Origin of the sequence: Nocardioides malaquae, assembly GCF_015070385.1 — a bacterium.
Lineage (GTDB): Bacteria > Actinomycetota > Actinomycetes > Propionibacteriales > Nocardioidaceae > Nocardioides > Nocardioides malaquae.
Genome location: NZ_JADCSA010000008.1, coordinates 39,588 through 54,547 on the forward strand (window position 1 = coordinate 39,588; position 14,960 = coordinate 54,547).

16 protein-coding genes are annotated in these 14,960 nt (G+C 71.7%); 5 read left to right on the forward strand and 11 right to left on the reverse strand.

Annotation, left to right across the window (positions count from 1 at the left end):
- Nucleotides 1-2 precede the first annotated feature (2 nt).
- The 4 genes from IEQ44_RS09605 to groES form a co-directional block, all read right to left on the reverse strand.
- The gene (locus tag IEQ44_RS09605; RefSeq protein WP_193638251.1) at nucleotides 3-614 is read right to left on the reverse strand and encodes an MBL fold metallo-hydrolase; all 612 of its coding nucleotides are present in this window, start codon (nucleotides 612-614) and stop codon (nucleotides 3-5) included.
- Nucleotides 611-1,732, reverse strand: coding sequence for an S-(hydroxymethyl)mycothiol dehydrogenase (locus tag IEQ44_RS09610; protein WP_193638364.1), 1,122 nt, complete (start codon nucleotides 1,730-1,732; stop codon nucleotides 611-613). Before IEQ44_RS09610 ends, IEQ44_RS09605 begins: the two co-directional genes overlap by 4 nt.
- Before the next feature lie 182 nt (nucleotides 1,733-1,914).
- Nucleotides 1,915-3,552: a chaperonin GroEL gene (groL, locus tag IEQ44_RS09615; protein ID WP_193638252.1), complete on the reverse strand. Its 1,638-nt coding sequence runs from the start codon at nucleotides 3,550-3,552 to the stop codon at nucleotides 1,915-1,917.
- Between the two features lie 105 nt (nucleotides 3,553-3,657).
- Entirely contained in the window at nucleotides 3,658-3,954 is a 297-nt protein-coding gene (gene groES, locus IEQ44_RS09620; RefSeq protein WP_193638365.1) for a co-chaperone GroES, read from the reverse strand.
- Between the two features lie 231 nt (nucleotides 3,955-4,185).
- Here groES and IEQ44_RS09625 point away from each other — a divergent pair, with 231 nt between their 5' ends.
- The 3 genes from IEQ44_RS09625 (at nucleotide 4,186) to IEQ44_RS09635 (ending at nucleotide 6,758) form a co-directional block, all read left to right on the forward strand.
- Nucleotides 4,186-5,373 carry a class I SAM-dependent methyltransferase gene (locus IEQ44_RS09625; RefSeq protein WP_193638253.1) on the forward strand — a complete coding sequence of 396 codons (1,188 nt, stop codon included), beginning with the start codon at nucleotides 4,186-4,188 and terminating at the stop codon, nucleotides 5,371-5,373.
- Between the two features lie 63 nt (nucleotides 5,374-5,436).
- A complete protein-coding gene (locus IEQ44_RS17695; RefSeq protein WP_193638254.1) occupies nucleotides 5,437-5,760 on the forward strand; it encodes a PadR family transcriptional regulator in 324 nt (107 codons plus the stop codon).
- 5 nt (nucleotides 5,761-5,765) lie between these two features.
- Nucleotides 5,766-6,758: a permease prefix domain 1-containing protein gene (locus tag IEQ44_RS09635; RefSeq protein ID WP_193638255.1), complete on the forward strand. Its 993-nt coding sequence runs from the start codon at nucleotides 5,766-5,768 to the stop codon at nucleotides 6,756-6,758.
- Between the two features lie 92 nt (nucleotides 6,759-6,850).
- Here the strand turns inward: IEQ44_RS09635 and IEQ44_RS09640 are convergent, their stop codons facing one another.
- On the reverse strand, nucleotides 6,851-7,492 hold the full coding sequence (locus tag IEQ44_RS09640) for a hypothetical protein (protein WP_193638256.1): 642 nt from the start codon (nucleotides 7,490-7,492) through the stop codon (nucleotides 6,851-6,853).
- Nucleotides 7,493-7,825: 333 nt separating this feature from the next.
- On the opposite strand from IEQ44_RS09640, the gene IEQ44_RS09645 reads away from it, so the two are divergent.
- Nucleotides 7,826-8,371, forward strand: coding sequence for a SigE family RNA polymerase sigma factor (locus IEQ44_RS09645; protein WP_319804596.1), 546 nt, complete (start codon nucleotides 7,826-7,828; stop codon nucleotides 8,369-8,371).
- Nucleotides 8,368-9,588 carry a hypothetical protein gene (locus IEQ44_RS09650; protein WP_193638257.1) on the forward strand — a complete coding sequence of 407 codons (1,221 nt, stop codon included), beginning with the start codon at nucleotides 8,368-8,370 and terminating at the stop codon, nucleotides 9,586-9,588. Before IEQ44_RS09645 ends, IEQ44_RS09650 begins: the two co-directional genes overlap by 4 nt.
- A gap of 60 nt (nucleotides 9,589-9,648) precedes the next feature.
- On the opposite strand, the gene tsaD is transcribed toward IEQ44_RS09650, so the two are convergent.
- Genes tsaD through alr form a run of 6 tightly spaced genes read right to left on the reverse strand, consistent with a single transcriptional unit; the run spans nucleotide 9,649 to nucleotide 14,957 of the window.
- A complete protein-coding gene (gene tsaD, locus IEQ44_RS09655; protein WP_193638258.1) occupies nucleotides 9,649-10,695 on the reverse strand; it encodes a tRNA (adenosine(37)-N6)-threonylcarbamoyltransferase complex transferase subunit TsaD in 1,047 nt (348 codons plus the stop codon).
- The gene (locus tag IEQ44_RS09660) at nucleotides 10,692-11,168 is read right to left on the reverse strand and encodes a GNAT family N-acetyltransferase (protein WP_193638259.1); all 477 of its coding nucleotides are present in this window, start codon (nucleotides 11,166-11,168) and stop codon (nucleotides 10,692-10,694) included. Before IEQ44_RS09660 ends, tsaD begins: the two co-directional genes overlap by 4 nt.
- Entirely contained in the window at nucleotides 11,165-11,800 is a 636-nt protein-coding gene (tsaB, locus tag IEQ44_RS09665) for a tRNA (adenosine(37)-N6)-threonylcarbamoyltransferase complex dimerization subunit type 1 TsaB (RefSeq protein WP_193638260.1), read from the reverse strand. Before tsaB ends, IEQ44_RS09660 begins: the two co-directional genes overlap by 4 nt.
- A gap of 9 nt (nucleotides 11,801-11,809) precedes the next feature.
- Nucleotides 11,810-12,751, reverse strand: a complete 942-nt coding sequence (tsaE, locus tag IEQ44_RS09670; RefSeq protein WP_193638261.1) for a tRNA (adenosine(37)-N6)-threonylcarbamoyltransferase complex ATPase subunit type 1 TsaE — start codon at nucleotides 12,749-12,751, stop codon at nucleotides 11,810-11,812.
- On the reverse strand, nucleotides 12,748-13,815 hold the full coding sequence (locus IEQ44_RS09675) for an alpha/beta fold hydrolase (RefSeq protein WP_193638262.1): 1,068 nt from the start codon (nucleotides 13,813-13,815) through the stop codon (nucleotides 12,748-12,750). The genes tsaE and IEQ44_RS09675 overlap by 4 nt, the downstream gene beginning before the upstream one ends.
- Complete coding sequence (gene alr, locus IEQ44_RS09680) at nucleotides 13,812-14,957, reverse strand: alanine racemase (RefSeq protein ID WP_193638263.1); 1,146 nt, start codon at nucleotides 14,955-14,957, stop codon at nucleotides 13,812-13,814. The genes IEQ44_RS09675 and alr overlap by 4 nt, the downstream gene beginning before the upstream one ends.
- Between the last annotated feature and the right edge of the window lie 3 nt (nucleotides 14,958-14,960).

Genomic DNA, 14,960 nt, shown 5'->3' on the forward strand with positions numbered 1-14,960 from the left:
GTCTAGTCCCCCAGCCGAGACCGCTCGGCGCCGATGGTGGTGTCCGGGCCGTGGCCGGTGTGGACGACCGTCTCCTCGGGCAGCGCGAAGAGCTGCTGACGGATCGACCGCACGATGAGGTCGGCGTCGCTGAAGGAGCGTCCGGTGGCGCCGGGACCACCCTCGAAGAGGGTGTCGCCGGTGAACACGCAGCCCAGGTCGGGGGCGTGGAGGCAGACGGCCCCCGGGGCGTGCCCCGGGGTGTGCAGGACGCGCAGCACCGTGCCCGCGACCGTCAGCTCCTGACCGTCGGAGAGGTCGACGTCCCAGAGGTGGTCGGTGTGGGTGAGCTCCCACAGCGGCCGGTCGTCGGGGTGCAGCAGGATCGGGGCCACGGTCCGCTCCCGCAGCTCGGGAGCCACGCGGACGTGGTCGTCGTGGGCATGGGTGCAGAGGATGGCCTTCACCTTGCGGTCTCCGACGACGGCCATGATCGCCTCCACGTCGTGCGGGGCGTCGATGACGACGCACTCGGCGTCGTCGCCCACCACCCAGACGTTGTTGTCGACGTCGTGGGTCTCCCCGTCGAGGGAGAAGGTGCCGGACACCACGGCGTGGTCCACACGCACACTCATCGCGAGGCCCCTTCCATCACGACGACGGAGCGCAGCACGTCGCCGCCGTGCATCTTCTCGAACGCGGCCTCGACGTCGTCGATCCCGATCTCCTCGGTGACGAAGGCGTCCAGGTCGAGACGACCCTGGAGGTAGAGGTCGGTCAACATGGGGAAGTCGCGACTGGGCAGGCAGTCGCCGTACCACGACGACTTAAGCGCCCCGCCGCGTCCGAAGACGTCGATCAGCGGGATGTCGGGCACCTTCATGTCGGGCGTCGGAACGCCGACCAGGACGACGGTGCCGGCCAGGTCACGGGCGTAGAACGCCTGTTTCCAGGTCTCCGGGCGACCGACCGCCTCGATCACCACGTCGGCACCCTCGGCTCCGTTGCCGCACACGATCTGCTTGATCGCCTCGACGGGGTCGGCCTGCGCAGAGTTCACGGTGTGGGTGGCGCCCATGGCACGGGCCTTCTCCAGCTTGCGGTCATCGATGTCGACGGCGATCACCTTGGCGGCCCCGGCCAGCACCGAACCGGCGACAGCAGCCATGCCCACGCCGCCGCAACCGATCACGGCGACGGTCTTGCCTCGAGTGACCTCGCCCGTGTTGATCGCAGCACCGAGGCCGGCCATCACGCCGCAGCCGAGGAGGCCGACGGCGGCGGGCCGAGCGGCGGGGTCGACCTTGGTGCACTGGCCGGCTGCCACGAGGGTCTTCTCGGCGAACGCCCCGATCCCGAGCGCGGGGCTGAGCTCGGTGCCGGCCAGCTCGCCCTCGGCCAACGTCATCTTCTGGGTGGCGTTGTGGGTGGCGAAGCAGTACTGCGGCTCGCCACGGTCGCAGGCGCGACACTGCCCGCAGACCGCGCGCCAGTTGAGCACCACGAAGTCGCCGACGGCCACCTCGGTGACCCCCTGGCCGACGGCCTCCACGATGCCGGCGGCCTCGTGGCCGAGCAGGAAGGGGAAGTCGTCGTTGATGCCACCTTGGCGGTAGTGCAGGTCGGTGTGGCAGACCCCGCAGGCCTGCACCCTCACCACGGCCTCACCGGGGCCCGGGTCGGGCACGTTGATCGTGACGACCTCGACGGGCGCATCCTTGCGGAGCGCCACCACTGCCTTGACCTGCTGCACGGGCCACCTCACATCCTGGGGGACGCCGGGACGTCCTCCCGGCAGGTGCTGGTGAGCCTGCCCCACCGCACCGACGCTTTCAAGCAGGGCCCGGCCCAGCACCTCTGCCGACGCCGTCCACACATACAGCACGGCCCGCCACCCGGGAGGGTGGCGGGCCGTGCGTCAAAGGCGTCGGCGGCTCAGTGACCGTGGCCGTGGCCGTGGCCGGCGGCAGCCGGAGCCTCGTCCTCGTCCTCGGGCTTCTCCACCACGAGCGTCTCGGTGGTGAGCAGCATCGCGGCGATCGAGGTCGCGTTGACGAGCGCCGAGCGGGTGACCTTGACCGGGTCGAGGACGCCCTGGGTGACCAGGTTGCCGTACTCCTCGGTCGCGGCGTTGTAGCCGAACTCGGGACCCTCGGCCTGCCCGCCCTCACGCACCTTGGTGATGACGACGTAGCCGTTCTCGCCACCGTTCTCGGCGATCCAGCGCAGCGGCTCGTCGGCGGCCTTGCGCACGATGCGTACGCCCAGCGCCTCGTCGTCGGTCAGGCCGAGGTCGCCCTCGAGCACCTGCACGGCGTGGATCAGGGCCGACCCACCGCCGGGCACGATGCCCTCGTCGATCGCGGCGCGGGTCGCGGAGACGGCGTCCTCGATGCGGTGCTTCTTCTCCTTGAGCTCCACCTCGGTGGCGGCGCCGACCTTGATCACGCACACACCGCCGGCGAGCTTGGCGAGGCGCTCGGAGAGCTTCTCGCGGTCCCAGTCGGAGTCGGTGTTCTCGATCTCGGCCTTGATCTGGTTGACCCGGGCCTCGACCTCCGCGGCCTCACCGGCGCCGTCGACGATCGTGGTGTTGTCCTTGGTGACGACGACGCGGCGCGCCTTGCCGAGCACCTCGAGGCCCACCTGATCGAGCTTGAGGCCGACCTCGGGGGCGACGACCTGACCGCCGGTCAGCACGGCGATGTCCTGCATCATCGCCTTGCGGCGGTCACCGAAGGCCGGCGACTTGACCGCGACGGCGTTGAAGGTGCCGCGGATCTTGTTGACGACCAGGGTCGAGAGCGCCTCGCCCTCGACGTCCTCGGCGAGGATGAAGAGCGGCTTGCCGGTCTGCATGACCTTCTCGAGCAGCGGCACCAGGTCGGAGACCGCGGAGACCTTCCCCTGGACGAGCAGCACGTAGGGGTCGTCCAGGACGGCCTCCATGCGCTCGGGGTCGCTCACGAAGTAGGCCGAGATGTAGCCCTTGTCGAACTGCATGCCCTCGGTGAACTCGAGCTCGGTGCCCATGGTGTTGGACTCGTCGACGGTGATGACACCGTCCTTGCCCACCTTGTCGAAGGACTCGGCGAGCAGCTCGCCGATGTGGGGGTCGCGCGAGGAGATCGTGGCGACCGAGGCCATGTCCTCCTTGGAGTCGACCTCGCGGGCCGCCTCGCGCAGCGCGTCGCTGACGGCCTCCGCGGCGGCGTCCATGCCGCGCTTGAGGCTCATCGGGTTGGCGCCGGCGGCCACGGCCTTGAGGCCCTGGTGGACCATCGCCTGCGCCAGCACGGTCGCGGTGGTGGTGCCGTCACCGGCCACGTCGTTGGTCTTGGTCGCGACCTCCTTGGTGAGCTGGGCACCGAGGTTCTCGAAGGGGTCGTCCAGCTCGACCTCGCGCGCGACGGAGACGCCGTCGTTGGTGATCGTCGGGGCGCCCCACTTCTTGTCGAGCACGACGTAGCGGCCCTTGGGGCCGAGGGTGACCTTGACGGTGTTGGCGAGCGCGTCGACACCGCGCTCGAGGGCACGACGAGCGTTCTCGTCGAACTCCAGGATCTTGGGCATTGCTGCTCCTTGCTCAGGTGGGTCGGGAGACGCGAACGGACGTCACGCGGCGGCACCACGGTGGGGTGCGACGCCGGCGTGACGTCCGGTCACAGGACTGCTTCTTCAGCCGACGATCGCCAGCACGTCGCGCGCGGAGAGGATGAGGAACTCCTCGCCCGAGTACTTGACCTCGGTGCCGCCGTACTTGCTGTAGATGACCTTGTCGCCCACGGCGACGTCGACCGGGAGGCGGTCGGAGCCGTTGTCCGCGAAGCGGCCGGGGCCCACGGCCACGACCTCGCCCTCCTGGGGCTTCTCCTTGGCGGTGTCCGGGATGACCAGGCCGGAAGCCGTGGTCTGCTCAGCCTCGAGGGGCTTGACGACGATCCGGTCCTCGAGGGGCTTGATGTTGACCGACACGATGTCGACCTCCACTTTCTCCACTGATGTCTGGGTGATGTCTCGTGGTGCCTGGCCGGCTCGGCATCTGCCGGTCGGCAGGCGGACCGTCGAGCCTGCGCCGTCGCGGGGGTCGCAGGCCGTCACGGCCACTTGGCACCCTCGAGGTGAGAGTGCCAGATCAGACGTTAGCACTCCCCTCAATCGAGTGCCAGACGGGTGCACCGGGGCCCCATGGTGGAGGATGCGGGGGTGGACCTCGACACCTTCCTGTGGCTGCTGACCGACGACGGACAGCGCCTGCTGGAGCGCGCCTCTCACCTGTACGCCGACCACGACGGTGACCCGCTCGCCGCGGCCGCCGCCGTACGCAAGGTCGAACCGGACGCCGAACGGGCCGCCGCAGCCCTGACCCAGGTGCAGCTGCGCGTGAGGGCGGTCGCCAAGCTCGGCGACGACGCGCTGTCGATGTACTTCACCCCCGACGGGTTGGAGCAGGCCACGCGCCAGCGGGTCGCCGCTCACCGCGCCGCGCGACTGGCCGCGGCCCAACCCTCCTCCGTGGTCGACCTGGGCTGCGGCATCGGCGGCGACCTGGTCGCCTTCGCCCGGGCCGGACTCACCGCCGCCGGCGTCGACCTCGACCCCGTGCGCGCCCGGATTGCCCAGGCCAACCTCGACGCCCTGGGGCTGCCCGGCGCCACGATGGTGGCCGACTCCACCGAGCTCGACCTCTCCGGATTCGGGGCGGCCTTCGCCGACCCTGCACGCCGCAGCGCCCGGGGCCGGGTCTTCGACGAGACGGGCTGGACGCCCCCGTGGTCCTTCGTGCTCGACCTGCTGGGCCGTACGTCGGTGGTCAAGGTGGCCCCCGGCATCGGCCACGACCTCGTGCCCGAGGGCGTCGAGGCGGAGTGGGTCAGCGACCAGGGCGAGGTCAAGGAGGCGGCCCTGTGGTCGCCGGCCCTGGCGACGGTGCGACGTCGCGCCACCGTGATCTCGGGCGACGGCCTGGTCAGCCTCACCGACGAGGACGACCCCTACCAGGGGCAGGCAGACCGCCCCGTGGTCGACCTCGCCCAGCACCTCTACGAGCCCGACGGAGCGGTGATCCGCGCCGGACTGGTGACCGCGATCGCCGCGGGCGTCGGCGGCGGACTGCTCGACGAGCACATCGCGTACGTCACCAGCGACGCCTCCTTCCGCTCCCCCTTCATGAAGTCCTACTACGTCATCGAGGAGCTGCCCTTCCGGGAGAAGCAGCTCAAGGCAGCGCTCGCCGAGCGCAACATCGGCACGCTGACGATCAAGAAGCGCGGCGTCGACGTCGTGCCCGAGCAGCTCCGCAAGCGCCTCGCCCTGACCGGGGACGAGGAGGCCACCATCGTGCTGACCCGCATCGCCGGTGTCGGCCGTGTCCTCCACGTGCGCCCCTTCTGACGCGAGAGCGCCCGGAGGGCGGTCCATGGACAATAGTGCGTGAGACACACTATTGTTTCGGCCATGAGGGATGACGTGCTGGCCGGACACCTCCAGGAGCTGCGGCGCGGCACCGTGGTGGTTGCCGCGCTGGCGACGCTGACCCGACCCACCTACGGCTACGCCCTGCTCGAGCAGCTCGCCGACGCGGGTTTCGCCGTCGACGGCAACACCCTCTACCCCTTGCTGCGCCGGCTCGAGAAGCAGGGCTTGCTCACCAGCGAGTGGAACACCGAGGAGAGCCGCCCGCGGAAGTTCTACCGCTCGACCGACGACGGCGTCGCCGTCCTCGAGTCCCTGCTCGCCGAGTGGGCGGGCCTGCACGCATCCATCGAGAAGTTGAGGTGACCTCCATGCGCACCACCCGCCGCCACACCCCGACCCCCAACCTGGCCGAACGCTACGTCCACGCGGCCACCCGGCGCCTGGGCGACGACCAGCGCGACGACGTGGCCCTCGAGCTGCGCGCCGACATCGCCGACCGGGTCGACTCGCTGCAGGTCCAGGACCCCACCCTCTCGCCGGAGGCGGCCGAGCACGCAGCCCTGGTCGAGCTCGGCGACCCGGACGCCCTCGCCGCTTCCTACGCAGGCACGCCGCAGCACCTGATCGGGCCGGAGCACTTCCCGACCTACGTCCGCACACTCAAGGCGATCACCGTCGTCGCCGTGCCCATCGCGGTCACGGCGACCGCCGTCATCGGCTCGCTCACCGGCGACGGCCCGCTCGAGGCCCTCGGACGCGCGGCGTGGATCGGCTTCAGCCTCGTCGTGCAGATCGCCTTCTGGGTGACCGTGACGTTCGCGATCGTCGAACGCAGCGACCAGACGTCCGCGGCCGACCTCGGCGCCGAGCCCTGGCGCCCCGAGCAGCTGCCCGAGCTGCCCGCCGGCCCACGGGGGGCGTTGGGCGAGACGGTGACCAACGTCGTGTGGCTCGGCATCCTCGCTGGCCTCGTCGTCTGGCAGCAGGTGCTGCCGTTCGTCACCGACGCGGGCGAACGGCTGCCCGTGCTCGACCCGAGCCTCTGGTCCTTCTGGCTGCCCCTGGTGCTGGTGGCGCTGGCCCTGGAGGCCTGCTTCGAGGTGGTGAAGTATCGCGCCGGCGCGACCTGGACGACCCCCTTCGCAGTGGTCAACACCGTCACCGCGGCCATCCTTGCGGCACCGGTCGCCTGGTTGGCCTACGAGGAGCGGCTGCTCAACCCGGCCTTCATCGCCCACGCCCAGTCGCAGTGGGCGGAGTTCGACCCCGGCGTGACCCACACGATCGTCCTGGTGGCAGCTGTCGTGATCTGGGCCTGGGACAGCCTCGAGGGCTGGCGCCGCACCCGCCTCCTCGACTGACCGCAGCGCCTACCCCACGCAGCACGAGACCCCCGCACGACAGGTGCGGGGGTCTCGCTGTGGGTGGCGCCTGTGTGGCTCAGGCGCCGAGCTCAGACTCGGGCCTCGGCGGCCTTGCGAGCGTGGACCAGACCCAGGATGCCCAGGATCAGGAAGAGGGCAGCTCCGACGAAGGCGCCGATGGCGGCGTAGCCGGCGATGGTGCCCATGGTGGCGAAGGCGTATCCGTAGAGGAGCAGACCGCGCAGGGTGTTGCCCTTGAAGAGCGAGTCGCGGTTGGCGCCCACGGCCTCCAGCAGCTCGGCCTTGTCAGCCTCGTTGAGCTCGGTGTCGGCCTCGACCGCACGAGCCACGCCACCGGCCGACTCGTAGGTCAGCGGGAAGGTCATCTCGTCAGTGTTGACGCCCTTCTCCTCCAGCGCTGCCTTGACGCCGAAGGTGCTGGCCTCCATGTGGGCCTTGATGTAGTGGTCGGCGTAGGCGCGGGCCTTGGGGCCGTTGTCGAGGGTGGTGCCCTCGAACTCCATCAGCGTGTCACGGTCCTCGTCGGAGAGTGACTCGTCGGCCTCGATGGCCTCCTTGGTCGGCATGGTGATGTCCTGGTCGCCGAACTGCTGGTCGACCTGGTCTCCGATGAAGGTGGCGCCCCAGGTGAGGAGCCCTCCTGCCACCAGCAGGACCAGCGCGAGCAGGATCCCGGTCCAGGAGATGAGCTTGTCGAGTGTGGCACGCATGAGGGACTCCTTTGTCTGGCTCAACGGCCGGACGTTCCGACCAACTGAACTACTACTACGGACAGTAGTAGATAACTACTACGTCGTGTAGTTGATGGACGTTTCAACGGTGGAGACGTCCATCACACCACGACGCCATGCAAGCGCAACCGCACCGCCTTTACCACCACCAACATCCCCCGAAGGCACCTCAGTTCGCGTGCCTCCGTGCACCCTCTCCCAGCCCGCGTGCAACCCTGCGTGTCCCCATGGCGTCTGGGCAGTGAGACGCGTCGCTGGCGCGTCGCGGAGACCGGACGCAGTGGCGGACAGCATCGTGGGAGAGGCAGGATCGTGACGACGACACAGATGGAGGCACCGGTGGCGGGCAAGGGGGTGACTCGCGACGCCGACTTCGAGGCATGGCTTCTGGTGCGCCAACCCGCGCTGCACCGCACCGCCTGGGCGCTCACCGGCAACCCGCACGACGCGGCCGACCTGCTGCAGACGGCCCTGGCCAAGGTCTACCTCGCGTGGGACAGGGTGAGCAGGGCCGACTCGATCGACAGCTATGCCCGTCGCGTGCTGGTCAACGAGCACACGTCGCTGTGGCGCCGCGCGTTCAAGAGGCGCGAGCACTCCACGTACGAGGTGCCCGACCGCGGCGCCAGCGACCACTATGACGAGGGCACCAGTCGCGAGCTCTGGGAGTTCGTGCAGACCCTCTCCCCCCGGCAACGGGCCGTCGTGGTCCTGCGCTACTACGAGGAGCTCAGCGAGGCCGAGACCGCCGAGGTGCTCGGCGTCTCCGTCGGCACCGTGAAGTCCCAGTGCAGCCGAGCCCTCGCCACCCTGCGCGACCGCGCGCCCCGCAGCCTCGCCCCCCAGGAGGACCGATGAACGACGACCTGACCGGCCAGCGCCTCGGCGCCGCGCTGCGCGACCACGTGCCTGCACACCCCCACGCGCCCCTCGACCTGGCCGACGTCAAGGCCGGCGCCCGCCGGGTCCGCCGGCGTCGCACCGTCACCGGCGTGGCGGTCGCCGCGGTCGCCGCAGCGGTGCTCACCCCCGCCGGCTTCATGGCCCTGGACGGCGACGGCACGGGTGCCACACCCGGTCCCGCGACCCAGGCACCGACCGCCGTGCCGCGCCCGTCGCTGGTCCCCGCACCCCGGGACGACGTCACGCTGGAGGAGGACTCCCCGCGCGGGGACGACCCGCTCGACTGGGCACACCCGAGCTTCACGGGCGCCGCCCCGCCTCACGACGCGCTGCCCGACGGCACCGACCAGGTGGCCCGACTCGGCGAGCGCTGGGCCGCCGGACGCGACAACGGCGTGGAGCGCACCGTGGTGCTCCTCGACGCCGACGGAGCCATCCTTCGGGAGTTCGAGGCCCAGAGCTTTGCGGTCTCGGACACCCACGAGCTGGTCGCCTGGACCACCGGGCGCACGCTCATGCTGATGGACGACAGCGGCCGGACCCGCGAGCTGGCGACCCTGCCGGGGAACCATGGCGACCCGGTCGACCTGACCGGCGGGGCGGGTTGCGTGGACGAGTCCGACGTCGAGGGCTGCCGCGTGGTCGTGAGCTACGGGAGCGAGAACGGACCCGACGTCATCACCGGCGACGGGACGATCACCCCGGTCTCGGAGGCCGTGGTCCACGTGAGCGCGGCCCACGAGGACTTCGCGGCGGGACCCGAGATGCCCGCCGCCTTCGAGAACACCGGGTGCACGAGGCTGATCGACCTCGGCACCGACGGACAGACCCGGTGGAAGAACTGCGACGTCCACGTGTGGTCCTTCTCCCCCGACGGACGCTGGATGACGGTGGTCGACCGCGACTCCGACGGGTGGGGACCCAGCCGGATCGGGGTCGCCGACGCCGCCACGGGCAAGGTCTTCTTCTGGATCGACCCGACCGGGGACGACCGAGGCCTCGGCAACGCGACCTGGGAGGGGTCGGACCACCTCGTGGTCGACAGCTACGACTTCACCGACCGGGAGTGGCGCCTCTTCCGGGTCTCCGTCACCGGTGAGGTGGAGCAGGCAGCCGACATGGTGCCGGGCACGGACGGCGACTTCCCGTTCATTCCCCCGGTCCAGCCCTGACACCCGGAGAGGCCGACCGACCGAGAGAGCGACAGCCAGTCGGTCACCACCCTCGACGCCTCAGGCGACGACGGTGGTGATCGGCTGGCTCGAGTCCGCCGGCAGGTCGAGGGCCGAGGGCGTACGCCCCCGTGCGACGAGCTCGGCACCGAGTGCGGCGACCATCGCGCCGTTGTCGGTGCAGAGGCCGGGGCGTGGCACCCGCACCCGGATCCCCTTCGCCTCGGCCCGCGCGGTCGCCATCGCCCGCAGCCGGCTGTTGGCCGCCACACCACCGCCGATCAGGATGTCGTCGATGCCGTGGGTGACGGCCGCGTCGATCGCCTTGCGGGTCAGCACGTCGCAGACGGCCTCCTGGAAGGAGGCGGCCACGTCCGGCACGTCGATGGTGGCCCCGGCCCGCTGCTGGGCCTCCACCCACCGGGCCACCGCGGTCTTGAGGCCGGAGAAGGAGAAGTCGAAGCGGTGACGCTCCAGGTCGCGGCGCGAGGTCAGGCCACGGGGGAAGTCGATGGCGACGCTGTTGCCGCTGGCCGCGGCCCGGTCGATGTGCGGACCGCCGGGGAAGCCCAGCCCCAGCAGGCGGGCGACCTTGTCGAAGGCCTCACCCGCGGCGTCGTCGATGGTGGCGCCGAGCGGGTCGACGCCCACCGTCACGTCGGTGACCTGCAGCAGGCTGGAGTGGCCGCCGGAGACCAGCATCGCCAGGCACGGCTCGGGGAGCGGACCGTGCTCGAGCTGGTCGACCGCCACGTGGGCGGCCAGGTGGTTGACGCCGTAGATCGGCTTGCCCAGGCCCCAGGCCAGCGACTTGGCGGCTGCGACGCCGACGAGCAGCGCACCGGCCAGCCCCGGGCCACTCGTGACCGCGATGGCGTCGACGTCGGAGAGCCGGATCCCGGCGGTCTCGCAGGCCCGCTCGATGGTCGGCACCATCGCCTCGAGGTGGGCCCGGCTGGCGACCTCGGGCACGACACCGCCGAAACGGGCGTGCTCGTCGACGCTGCTGGCGACCGCGTCGGCCAGGAGCGTGTGGCCCCGCACGATGCCGACGCCGGTCTCGTCGCAGGAGGTCTCGATGCCGAGCACCAGAGGTTCGTCGCTCATGGGTCCATCCTCCCGGAGGTGTGGGTGTCGAAGGCCAGCGCCCGCTCGAGGACGAGCGCGGCGGAGCCGTCGCGGTAGTAGCGGGGGCGGCGGTCGATCTCGACGAAACCAGCGGCGGCGTAGAGGGCCCGAGCGCCGGTGTTGGCCTCCCCCACCTCCAGCAGCAGACGCTCCGCACCGTTGCTGCGGGCCTCGGCGCAGGCGCGGGCGAGCAGCGCGGTGGCGACGCCGCGACGACGCACGGTCGGGTCGGCCGCGATGCGGAGCAGCTCGGCGAAGTCGCCGACGAGCCCGGTCAGGGCGTAGCCCACGGGACGGTCGGCGTCGTCGGCGGCGACCAGCAGCCGACGACCGGCGGTGTCGAGCAGCCCCTGCCAGGCCGGCAGGTCCCACGGTTCGTCGGGGAAGAGCGCCGCGTCGAGCGCTGTGACCGCGGCCAGGTCGTCGGTCGTGGCCGGTCGGACCGACCTCACGAGACGGGCTTGGGCGCCGCCGGCGCCACGGCGTCGGGGCGGCGCAGGTAGAGCGGCTCGGGGTCGAGCAGCTCCGCACGCTCCTCGGCGACCACCCGGGCCAGCCAGCCGGCGCTGGGCCGGGCGGGCCCGACGGCGTGCGGGAACGCGTCGGGGTAGAGCGTCGCTCCCTCACCGACCACCGGCAGGTCGCTGGCGACGTCGGCGGGCTTGCGCACCGCAGGGCCCTGCACGCGTACGCCGTCGCGGTAGGAGGCCACGTAGACCTCCTTGCGGCGGGCGTCGGTGGCGACCAGGAAGTCGCCGGAGACCGCACCGGTCTCGTGGGCCTCGACCGCGAGCACGTCGAGCGTGCAGACCGCTCGGACCTCGACGTCGAGCGCCAACGCCAGCGTGCGGGCGGTGACCAGCCCGACCCGCAAGCCGGTGAAGGGGCCCGGCCCGGCGCCCACGGCGATCGCGGTGACGTCGCGACGACCCCGGCCGGCATCAGCCATCACTGCGTCGATCAGCGGCGCCAGGGACTCACCGTGCTTCATCGGGCGGTCGGAGACCCGCTCGGCCACGACGTCACGGCCGTCGTGCAACGCCACCGTGACCAGGGGCGTGGCGGTGTCGAAGGCGAGGAGCATCCTGCGAGGTTACCGACCCTCGACCCAGTGGAGCTCGACCACCCGGGGGTCGTGGTCGGCGAGGTCGCCGGGCACGGCACCGTGACCTGCGTCGCCGGTGGTCTCCCCGCCGAGCGCCCGGGTGATCCGCACCTCCAGGCGTCGCTCGGCCAGGCCCTCGGCCAGCCCCGCGCCCCACTCGACCACGGTCACCGCCTCGTCGAGGGCGGTGTCGAGGTCGAGGTCGTCCAGCTCCTCGATCCCGCCCAGCCGGTAGGCGTCGACGTGCACGAGGTCGGGCCCACCCACCAGTGAGGGGTGGACCCTGGCGATCACGAAGGTGGGCGAGGTGATGCCCCCACGCACCCCGAGCCCTTCACCCAGGCCCTGGGTGAAGGTCGTCTTGCCGGCACCCAGCTCACCACTGAGCATGAGCAGGTCACCGGGCTCGAGCAGACGGGCCGTGCGCCACCCAAGGTCACGCATCGCCTCCGCGTCGCGCACCTCGTGGCGGGTCGGCAGGTCGCGCCACAGCTGGAGGCACGGACCCACGGTGCCTCCGTCCTCGAACCCCTTGGCCCGCCAGAAGTCGACGGTGGCGGGCAGCTCCGGACGCGCGAGCACGCCCACGCGGCGCTGGCCCGGGACGTGGCGCCCGGCGGCCTCCAGCAGCAACGAGGCCACCCGCTGCCCTTGGGCGCGGGGATCCACCCCGAACCGGCGCAGGAAGACGCTGTCGCCGCGCCGGTCCAGCAAGGTGGCCCCGACCGGACGGCCGTCGGAGCGCGCCAGCAGGCCACGCGAACGCCCCAGCGCGCGGGCGATCGTCTCGGGCGTCTCGCCCAGCGCGTCGGCGGGCGGGTCGAGGGGCGGTCGGTCGGCGAACGCGGCCCGCACCACGGCGTACACCTCCTCGGCCGCCTCCGCACCCACGCTGGTGACCTCCACGACGGGGTTCGTGCCCGGGGTCATGCCTCGGTCCGCTCCTTGAGGTCCTGGGCGTGGTGCAGAGCCCGTTCGAAGAGCCGGTCGAGCTCGGCGTTGACCTCGTCGTGGCGCTCCAGGATCACCATGTGACCCGCGCCTTCCACCTCGAGGAGGTCGGAGCCCGGGATGCGGGAGTGCAGCTTGCGGCTGTGGCCGATGCTGGTCAGGCGGTCGGTGGTGGCACCGATCACGGTGCAGGGCGCCAGCCCGAGCGCCGCCAGGTCGTCGTAGTGGTCGAGCGCAGCGAAGGCCGGGTAGAAGTCGGCGACCACCTCGAAGGGCGTTGCGTCGATCATGTCGAAGACGAACTCGGCGTAGTTGCGGGGCACGTCGTCGCCGAAGGAGAACCGGTCGACGACCAGCTCGGCCAGCCGGAAGCCGGTGGCACGCAGCCGGTCGACGAGCAGGTGACCGCGATCGAGGACGCGCACCAGTCGGGCGATCGCCTGACCGCTCACCGAGCCCAGCGGCAGCATCGGGAAGAGGATCCGTCCGGGGTCCATGCCACCGGCCGTGGTCGCGATCAGGGCGGTGCCGACGATCCTGCTGCCGAACATCTCGGGGAACTGGGCGGCCAACGAGATCACGCTCATGCCACCCATGGAGTGGCCGACCACGACGACAGGGCCGTCGGTGGTCGTCTCGATGACGCGCTTGAGGTCGCGGCCGAGCTGCGCGATCGTGCAGTTCTCGCCCGCCGACCGGTCGGAGCGGCCGTGGGAGCGCTGGTCGTAGAAGACGGTCCGCACCAGACCGCGGTAGGCGGCACGCTGGAAGTGCCACGCCTGCAGGCTCAGGGTGTAGCCGTGCACGAAGACCACGGTGAGTGGCGTCTGCCGGTCCGGGTCGGCCTCGTCGATCTCCACGTGGAGGTCGATGCCGTCGTCGGCCACCACCTTGAGCGACGGCGAGGTCAGTGCCCCGAACTCGGTGGCGTCACCGGCGCCCTGGCGTGCCTGGATCTGTTGCACCGCCCGCGCGGTCGCCCCCGCGGCCGCGACCCCGACCAGACCCGCAGCCACTCCCCAGGCCTTGCTGTGCCGACTCACGACTGGTCCTTCCCCACGTAGCGGCGGGTCAGGCGCCCGCCGAGCTGGGTGACGATCTCGTAGTTGATGGTGCCGGCGGCCTCCGCCCAGTCCTGCGCGGTCGGTTCGCCGGCGTCCCCGGGTCCGAAGAGTACGTACCGCTCCCCCGCCGCCACGGAGTCGCCGTGCAGGTCGACGACGAGCTGGTCCATGCAGACCTTGCCGCGCACCGGCCGCCGACGCCCGGCGACCCAGACCTCCGCTCCCGGACTCGCGGCTCGCGGCACTCCCTCGCCGTAGCCGACCGGCACGAGGCCGAGCGTGGTCTCCTCGGTCGCGACCCAGGCGTGGCCGTAGGAGACCCCCGCCCCGGCCGGCACCGACTTGGTCAACGCCAGGCGGCCCTGCACCGTCATCGCCGGCACCAGGTCGACCGGCGACGGTACGCCCGGCGCAGGGTCGAGCCCGTAGATTGAGATGCCGCAGCGCACCAGGTCGTGCCTCAGGTCGGCGCGGTGGATCGCGGCGGCCGAGTTGGCCAGGTGGCGCACCTCCAGCTGCAGGCCGGCCTTCTCGGCGAGCGCCACCGCCTCGTCGAACGCCTTCGCCTGCAGGTCGGTCACAGGGTGGCCGGGCTCGTCGCTGGCCACGAGGTGCGACCAGACCCCGACGACCCGGACAGCTCCGCTGGCCTCGACCTGCCGCGCGTGGGCGCACAGGCCGGGCCACTGCTCAGCCGTGGCTCCCCCGCGGGAGAGGCCCGTGTCGATCTTGAGGTGCACCCGCGCGGTCACGCCCGCCCGGCCCGCCGCCGCGGCGACCTCGTCGAACTGGGCGACGTCGTAGGCCGCGACGTCGACGTCGGCGGCCAGCACCTCCTCGTAGGAGTCGCCGGGGGCGGCCAGCCAACAGAGCAGTCGGCCCGTGTCGCCGGCCGCGCGCAGCGCTAGGGCCTCCTCGGGCGTGGCGACACCCAGCCAGGTCGCGCCCGCGGCCCGGGCCGTGCGCGCCACGGCGGACATCCCGTGGCCGTAGCCGTCGGCCTTGACCACCGCCATGAGCGCGGCGGGGGCGACGAGGTCGCGGAGTGTGGAGACGTTGTGGGCGACCGCGTCGAGGTCGACGACGATCTCGGCTCGCGCCGGGTGCGCCCGCTCACTCATCCC

Bases quoted from the DNA above. Each gene is read 5' to 3' on its own strand.
- IEQ44_RS09605 (WP_193638251.1), bottom strand. From the start codon at position 614: ATGAGTGTGCGTGTGGACCACGCCGTGGTGTCCGGCACCTTCTCCCTC.
- groL (WP_193638252.1), bottom strand. From the start codon at position 3,552: ATGCCCAAGATCCTGGAGTTCGACGAGAACGCTCGTCGTGCCCTCGAG.
- IEQ44_RS17695 (WP_193638254.1), top strand. From the start codon at position 5,437: ATGAGGGATGACGTGCTGGCCGGACACCTCCAGGAGCTGCGGCGCGGC.
- IEQ44_RS09635 (WP_193638255.1), top strand. From the start codon at position 5,766: ATGCGCACCACCCGCCGCCACACCCCGACCCCCAACCTGGCCGAACGC.
- IEQ44_RS09640 (WP_193638256.1), bottom strand. From the start codon at position 7,492: ATGCGTGCCACACTCGACAAGCTCATCTCCTGGACCGGGATCCTGCTC.
- IEQ44_RS09650 (WP_193638257.1), top strand. From the start codon at position 8,368: ATGAACGACGACCTGACCGGCCAGCGCCTCGGCGCCGCGCTGCGCGAC.
- tsaD (WP_193638258.1), bottom strand. From the start codon at position 10,695: ATGAGCGACGAACCTCTGGTGCTCGGCATCGAGACCTCCTGCGACGAG.
- tsaB (WP_193638260.1), bottom strand. From the start codon at position 11,800: ATGCTCCTCGCCTTCGACACCGCCACGCCCCTGGTCACGGTGGCGTTG.
- tsaE (WP_193638261.1), bottom strand. From the start codon at position 12,751: ATGACCCCGGGCACGAACCCCGTCGTGGAGGTCACCAGCGTGGGTGCG.
- alr (WP_193638263.1), bottom strand. From the start codon at position 14,957: ATGAGTGAGCGGGCGCACCCGGCGCGAGCCGAGATCGTCGTCGACCTC.